The organism is Parachlamydia sp. (assembly GCF_050255895.1).
Taxonomy (GTDB): domain Bacteria; phylum Chlamydiota; class Chlamydiia; order Chlamydiales; family Parachlamydiaceae; genus Parachlamydia; species Parachlamydia acanthamoebae.
In genome coordinates this window covers 1-6267 of sequence record NZ_JBFWIR010000105.1, presented here as the reverse complement: position 1 = coordinate 6267, position 6267 = coordinate 1, and the positions used below count along the sequence as shown (strand labels likewise).

Here is a 6267-nt window from a genome sequence, read left to right as displayed (position 1 = left end):
TAATTACTACAATCAACAAACCAGTTAATTTGGCTCTCAAACTTCGACCCTTTATTTTCAGGGTCGAAGATTTTCTAAGTCATTTATTTTTAATTCATTATAACACAACAAATTTACAAGACGCTTACAGTTAAATACTTATATCAACAATAATTCAAAATAAACTAAAACGAAATTAATCAATTCAATTATTTGATATATAATTAACAAATATGTTAAAAAATAAATGTGACCTTAATAATGCATCAAGCGAAGGAGAATCTTATGAAAACTCTTATCACCCGTTTTTTGACATTGTTTGTTGTCGTTACTGGATTTTGTGCAAGCATTCCAGATTCCGCATTTGCGATCCATTTTGGCCCCATTCCTGGTGCTGAAGAAGAAGGACACACCGGTGAGCATGAAAAACCTGAGGGTGAACACCCAGAAGAATAAATGCCATGTCCTCTGTAATTAACAATTACAGAGGACAAATTTTCCTAGTTGTCTAAAATTTTCATCAACATGAGGATTTGCCAATAAAGTAAATCTATGGAAGGCAAACCTGGATAAACCACTCTAAAATTTGCATTGCGATCACAACATCTAAATGTTACTTCATGAAAGTCGGTTTCTATAAATTTCTCTTCAACCCTTCTCGATTCCAAATTATAAAAAACATTTTGGAGATTAATTTCTTCTTCCCCGTCCTTTTCCGTTCCTCTTTCCTGATCAATGCATTGCTCTTCCAATTTCTCAATTTGTTTATAGTCACAATTCAAACTTATTGAAAAACGATATTCAACGTCTATAAGCGCCTCTCCGATGGAAAAAAATTTGTCCCAAGTCGAGCTCTTACCTCCATGCATGCTTTTTAAAATCTCTTCCATGTTCTCTTTGTACAATCGTTTACAATGACGGTATTGAGAAGGGTCATGAGCATTTCCTTCAAGTGCCAGCATTTTTTTTCGAATGCCATTTTTAATTTGAAAGAAAAAATCATAGAGAAATTTTCCTATTTCATCCTTATCTTTAGCTTGATAGCTCTCCCAAAGAGAAATGAAAATAGGATTATCAAAATAGGCTAAAAGATTGTTAAATAAACACAATTCATTGATATACTCTGGCTCTGATTCTGGCTCTATTTCTTTTCCTTTATCTGAATCTTGTTCTTTTTTTAAATCCAAATAATACATTTTGATTGGCTCAAATTCGTGACTTAAAAACATAGAAAAAATCCTCAAAATTTGACAAAGAGTCGGATCATGAGCCAATCTTTCCCTAGGAATATACAGAACGGCCTCCAAATTGAACGATTGAGGAATAGCAAGAGAAGGAAAAAATGTGAGAGACATTTGAAAATATTCTTCTTCAAACAAAGTTTTCCAACCGGTATCAACCCACATGCCACTTTGAGTAAGTTCTAATTTTCGAAGAACCTGACAGTGGTTCCTCGCCCAATCTTGCAACTGGTTAAAAATAGGTCCTTTTTGTTCAAAAGCCAAATAAATAAACGGATAAATATCCCCAGAAGCAATATGGGGATAGATGGCATATCGCAAACAATCATACAGCATAAACTTTATTTCATTATGAGTAGCGTACGAGGACTGCGGAATAACTTTAGAAATCGAAACATCAATGAGATGTCTGACTTCATAAGAAAGAAAAAAAAATGCTCCAGGTTTATGGATAGCGTCGCGAACTTGCAATTTTGTGTGTATAAGACTTTTTTGGAAATTTTCTAAGGCAAAAATCTCGTTTTTGCTTAAATAATGCCAACTTAAAATATGGAACACGACATCTGCGGGTAGTGGGAAACCACAAAATTCCTTCATATCTTCAATCACTTTAACACAAAATAACAAATCAATTGCTTGATATCCTGCTCTCTCTGCTTCCAGATTTTGGATCATTAACCCCTTTTGAAAAAAAAGCAGCTGAATTTTTACTTTGGCGCTTTGCTGCATAGAAAATGCATATCCTCTTAAGAATTCATTGATTTTTCTTAAAGGACTCACCGAGGGTTTTGGATCGCTTATCGGACTTGAATTGCGGCGACTTTGGGTGACTTTAGAAAACGTATCTCGCAAAAACATTTCAGCACGACTATAGGAATTGCGTTGTTGTTTTCCATCATAAGATTTTGGGGCTTGCGCATGCAAAAAATGATAAAGATCTAACTTTTCTCTTGAACTCATTCTACAAATTCCCATCAGAATAACCTTTCGATTCTGAGGAGAAAATTCAGGGCAGACCCGAATGACATGAATAGTCAAGAGACATGCAAGAAGGAGATCGTAAAACCCTTGATTCTTATCATAAAGAATATATTCACCATTCTCTTGATAAGAAGAAGTTAAATATTCGATTCTTCTAAATTGTTTTTCTAGAGTCATTTTAAAAGGAGCGTAATCAAACCGACCAATGTTCTGTTTAGGGATAATTTGATAATTCTTTAAAGTATCAGTAAAAAAATAAACAAACGTACTTCTTCTTTTCTCTTTTTGAATTTTACTTAATAAAAAATTTTTAACTTCAGTTAAATCCGCATATTCAAAAAATTCTTCAGATCCAAAATCGCTCAGCACGCATCGACAAAATTCCCGAAAGGTGGTGTCTTGCATATAGGCTTTAAATGAGAGATTTTCGGGAATTTGACCAACATGAATGACAAAGTCGGGCGACGTTTTAAAAAGAACATTCTTTTCGTTTTTCTCTAAAAAGTGAGAAAAATGATAGGTTTTAAAAAATTCATTAGCTAATTGAAAGATATTCGAAATTTGCCCTCCCCAAGCCTCACTTTCAGCCCATTTTGTCACGTGACTTTTCCAACTTTCATTTTGAGTAGGAAGTGGTAAACACTTCATTTCACTCAATTCTCGATCTAAAGCTTCATCTAATAGAGCTCCGCCGATGTGTTTAGAGGGCCCAAGGAGATCATAAATCCATTGAATTTTTGCAATATAATGATGTTTTAATCCTTTTGCATATTCATAAGGAGTCAGTTCCTCTCCAATCTTTTTAATTTCATTTAACCTGAGGCATTTTGCCTGTTCAAGTGGATAGGGCTGATAAGAAAGATACTGATTGATGATTCTAAAAGCCTGGGTATCTGTCGAAAAATACGCTTCTGTTCCATAGGCTGACATACTTCCCAAAAATGTGCGTTTCGAAGCATCCAGCTTTTTCCCTTTAGAAAGGTTTTCAAAGTAATTTTTATAGACATCTTTAAAACGTTCCTCTACTTCCCGATAACATTTTTCAATTGTTTTGTTGTTTAAAGTACTACCGATTAAAGGAATATTTATTCTTCCATAAATTCTTAAAAGATCAATGTTACTTTTGTTTCTCAGATAGGATAAGCTGATAGAAAATTCTTCTCTGTCTTTAATCTCTGTATAAAGTTTTTTCGCGAAGTTCGACACAATAGGCGATTGAGGCTCAAGCGCACCCATATTATCCTCCAAAAAGCGATTCAGGTAGAAAATAAAAAAGTAACAGACAAATTTTTGTTTGTCCACGCTGCCCTTTAAAGCCTATAAAGGGTGTTTTTTAATAACGAGAGAGGATATAACAACAGAAAAATTTTGAAATGGATGAAATGTAAGCCCTATTCTAGAATGAATAGAACCCACATTCGCAAATAAAGTGTTTTAATTTATGCGGACGGAGCAGTAACCACGATCACTTTTTTCATAATCTTTGACTTTTCAAGATAATCATAAAAATCCGAAGGACCCATTTTAGTTGGGTTGAATTTAAAATGCTTCATTGTGTTCGCAAGAAAGCCCCCTTCTTTCTTGGCCATTGCTTTTGACCATTTTGAGATAGTTTTCGCTCTTTGCTTAGGCTTAAGATCTTTGGTATCTAAAATCAATTGATCTAGACTTGTTTGCAGCTCAGGTTTTGCTTGAACCATTTTTTCCCATGCCTCTTTTCCTTCTGCTCGTTGATAGAGCTGTGCACAAAACATCGAACAAAAAAATGATTGCGGTTTTTTTCCTGACATCGAAATAAGCGCTTGAGTCGATTCCTCATAAATCATTCTAAAGACTCTGGCTTGTTCTTTATGTTTGAAACGGTAGCCTTTGGAAAAAATTGCTTTAAATGCACGTGGAAATGAAAATCCACTTTTCATATGGATTTGCTCTTCTGGTATGCTTTCCCCGGGTTCGCGAAGATAATCGACTTTGGGGCTTAATCGCAGACCAATTTTAGCGGCTTTCTCAGCCAAATTCACACATGCAGCTTCTTCTGGAGTGAAATTCACATAATAATATTCATTCTCATGCTCTTTTGTTAGAATATAACATTTATGATCGATTAAGCTGACAGTTCTTAAATTGGACTTTTTGGAAGGGGTCGCCTCACTCACCCATACATCGTCTTCAGTGACTTTTGTCACAATGAAAACGTGGTCAGTATCTGTGTTATTATGTGGATGTTTTCCTGCTAAACCCATCAGCCGAGAAATTTTCTGCAAGCGGACAATGCCTAATTCTACTGCGGTATCTGGATGCGCCCCTGGCAACATCAAAAAGACGATATCACCTTCTTTGAAGTTTTTAGCAAAAGCCCGCCTTTCCTCAAGAGTAACAGGAAATTTTACATGAGGACCACAGGGTTGTTCAACAGCCTTAACCTTCGTATCTAACCACTTAAATGTTTTATGAATAAAACCTTGTCTTGGTTGAGTGCATTGCTCCTTGAATAAAGATTGTTCAACAGTAGTGGATATTTTATTTGCGTGCGGATTTTTTAATTGTAATTTAGATACTATCTGATGAAATCCATGAGGAATTAAATTTATTTTTACCATGAAATAAGAATCCATATTTTTAAAAGAATTATCATAAAAAATGAAGATAGGAATTTATAAAGAACGTGGTATTATAAACAAATCCGATTCTTTGCTGGAAGATTTATTCTCGTTTAGCTATTTTTTTATTCAAAAGGAGAGGATATGATCATTGATGGTGTTAAAATTGCAACAGAAATTCAGCAAGAGCTTTGCGACTATATCAAACATTTACATGGTCGTCCCCCCTCTTTACATGTTGTCATCGTGGGGCACCATCCTCCCTCCGAAATTTATGTTAAACGAAAAACGGAAGCCTGTTTTAAAACCGGTATTCAGTCTCAAACACATCGATTCCCTTCTGAAATTACCGAAAGTGAGCTTTTATCTCATATTCAACGATTAAATGCTGAGCCTGAAATAGATGGCATTTTGGTCCAACTTCCTCTTCCTGAACATATCCATTCCAGTCGAATTACCCAGGCTATTGCTCCAGATAAAGATGTGGATGGATTTCACATGATGAATTTAGGGAAGTTACTCATTGGAGATACTACAGGATTTGTTCCTTGTACACCTCTTGGTATCCAAACCCTACTGATAAGGTCCTCTATTGAAACTTCCGGAAAACATGTCGTTATCCTCGGAAGAAGCCAAATTGTTGGAAAACCGATGGCTGCACTTTTGATGCAAAATACCCCTCAAGCTAATGCTACAGTTACTGTAGCCCATAGCCAAACGAAACATTTAAAATCGATCTGTCAATCAGCGGACATTTTAATTGCGGCAATGGGTAAACCTCGTTTTGTGACTGCAGATATGGTGAAGGAAGGAAGCGTCGTGATCGATGTGGGAATTAATCGTATTTCAGCTTCTCATTTACCTAAAGGATATGAAATCGTTGGAGATGTGGATTTTGAACATGTGCAGCCAAAGAGTGCATTTATTACACCTGTTCCTGGTGGTGTGGGCCCGATGACAATTGCAATGCTGCTCAGCAATACACTCAAAAGCTACTGTCTGAGAGAAGGACTGTTTTTAAAATGAGACTTTGGATCGTGATCCTCTTGTTCTGCTTGAATGCCTGTCAAAAGCAACCTTCCCTCTATCAATTTACAGGTAACGCCATGACCATGGATTACCGAGTCTTGATTGGGCACCCCCTTTCAACTAGCGAACAAGAGCAAATTGAAGCCACCATTTTTACTGTATTCCAAGAGGTGAATTTAACCTATAACAAATGGAATCCCTCTTCAGAGCTTAGCAAACTTAATCAACTTCCCGCCTATGTTCACACACCCATATCAGCTGCACTTAGTCAATTTTTGCAAAAAACAGCAGAAATTGTCCAAATGAGCCAGGGTAAATTTGATCCGACCATTGAAACCATCCAAAGTGTTTGGAAAACACATTTAGCCGAAGGAAAAACCCCTTCACCCGAGGCCATTCTTGCGGCACAAGCAAGCACAGGATGGAAAAAGATTCAC

At 36.2% G+C, this 6267-nt stretch carries 5 protein-coding genes; 3 read left to right on the top strand and 2 right to left on the bottom strand.

All coding sequences use genetic code 11. The features are described from left to right. Positions 1-264: 264 nt before the first annotated feature. Positions 265-435, top strand: coding sequence for a hypothetical protein (locus AB7E63_RS12935; RefSeq protein WP_013924640.1), 171 nt, complete (start codon positions 265-267; stop codon positions 433-435). 44 nt (positions 436-479) lie between these two features. On the opposite strand, the gene AB7E63_RS12930 is transcribed toward AB7E63_RS12935, so the two are convergent. Both AB7E63_RS12930 and AB7E63_RS12925 read right to left on the bottom strand, forming a co-directional pair. After that, the gene (locus AB7E63_RS12930) at positions 480-3437 is read right to left on the bottom strand and encodes a hypothetical protein (RefSeq protein WP_100067473.1); all 2958 of its coding nucleotides are present in this window, start codon (positions 3435-3437) and stop codon (positions 480-482) included. Between the two features lie 203 nt (positions 3438-3640). Then, entirely contained in the window at positions 3641-4801 is a 1161-nt protein-coding gene (locus AB7E63_RS12925; RefSeq protein WP_013924638.1) for a hypothetical protein, read from the bottom strand. Positions 4802-4945: 144 nt separating this feature from the next. Between AB7E63_RS12925 and folD the strand changes: the two genes are divergently transcribed. Then, positions 4946-5827 carry a bifunctional methylenetetrahydrofolate dehydrogenase/methenyltetrahydrofolate cyclohydrolase FolD gene (gene folD, locus AB7E63_RS12920; protein WP_006339945.1) on the top strand — a complete coding sequence of 294 codons (882 nt, stop codon included), beginning with the start codon at positions 4946-4948 and terminating at the stop codon, positions 5825-5827. Continuing rightward, positions 5824-6267, top strand: a 444-nt coding sequence (locus AB7E63_RS12915) for an FAD:protein FMN transferase (RefSeq protein WP_428419628.1), incomplete at its 3' end; no start/stop codon positions are given. The genes folD and AB7E63_RS12915, both read left to right, overlap by 4 nt.

What these genes read in the sequence shown, in the direction of transcription:
- AB7E63_RS12935 (WP_013924640.1), top strand. Translation starts at nt 265, where the DNA reads ATGAAAACTCTTATCACCCGTTTTTTGACATTGTTTGTTGTCGTTACT.
- AB7E63_RS12930 (WP_100067473.1), bottom strand. Translation starts at nt 3,437, where the DNA reads ATGGGTGCGCTTGAGCCTCAATCGCCTATTGTGTCGAACTTCGCGAAA.
- AB7E63_RS12925 (WP_013924638.1), bottom strand. Translation starts at nt 4,801, where the DNA reads ATGGTAAAAATAAATTTAATTCCTCATGGATTTCATCAGATAGTATCT.
- folD (WP_006339945.1), top strand. Translation starts at nt 4,946, where the DNA reads ATGATCATTGATGGTGTTAAAATTGCAACAGAAATTCAGCAAGAGCTT.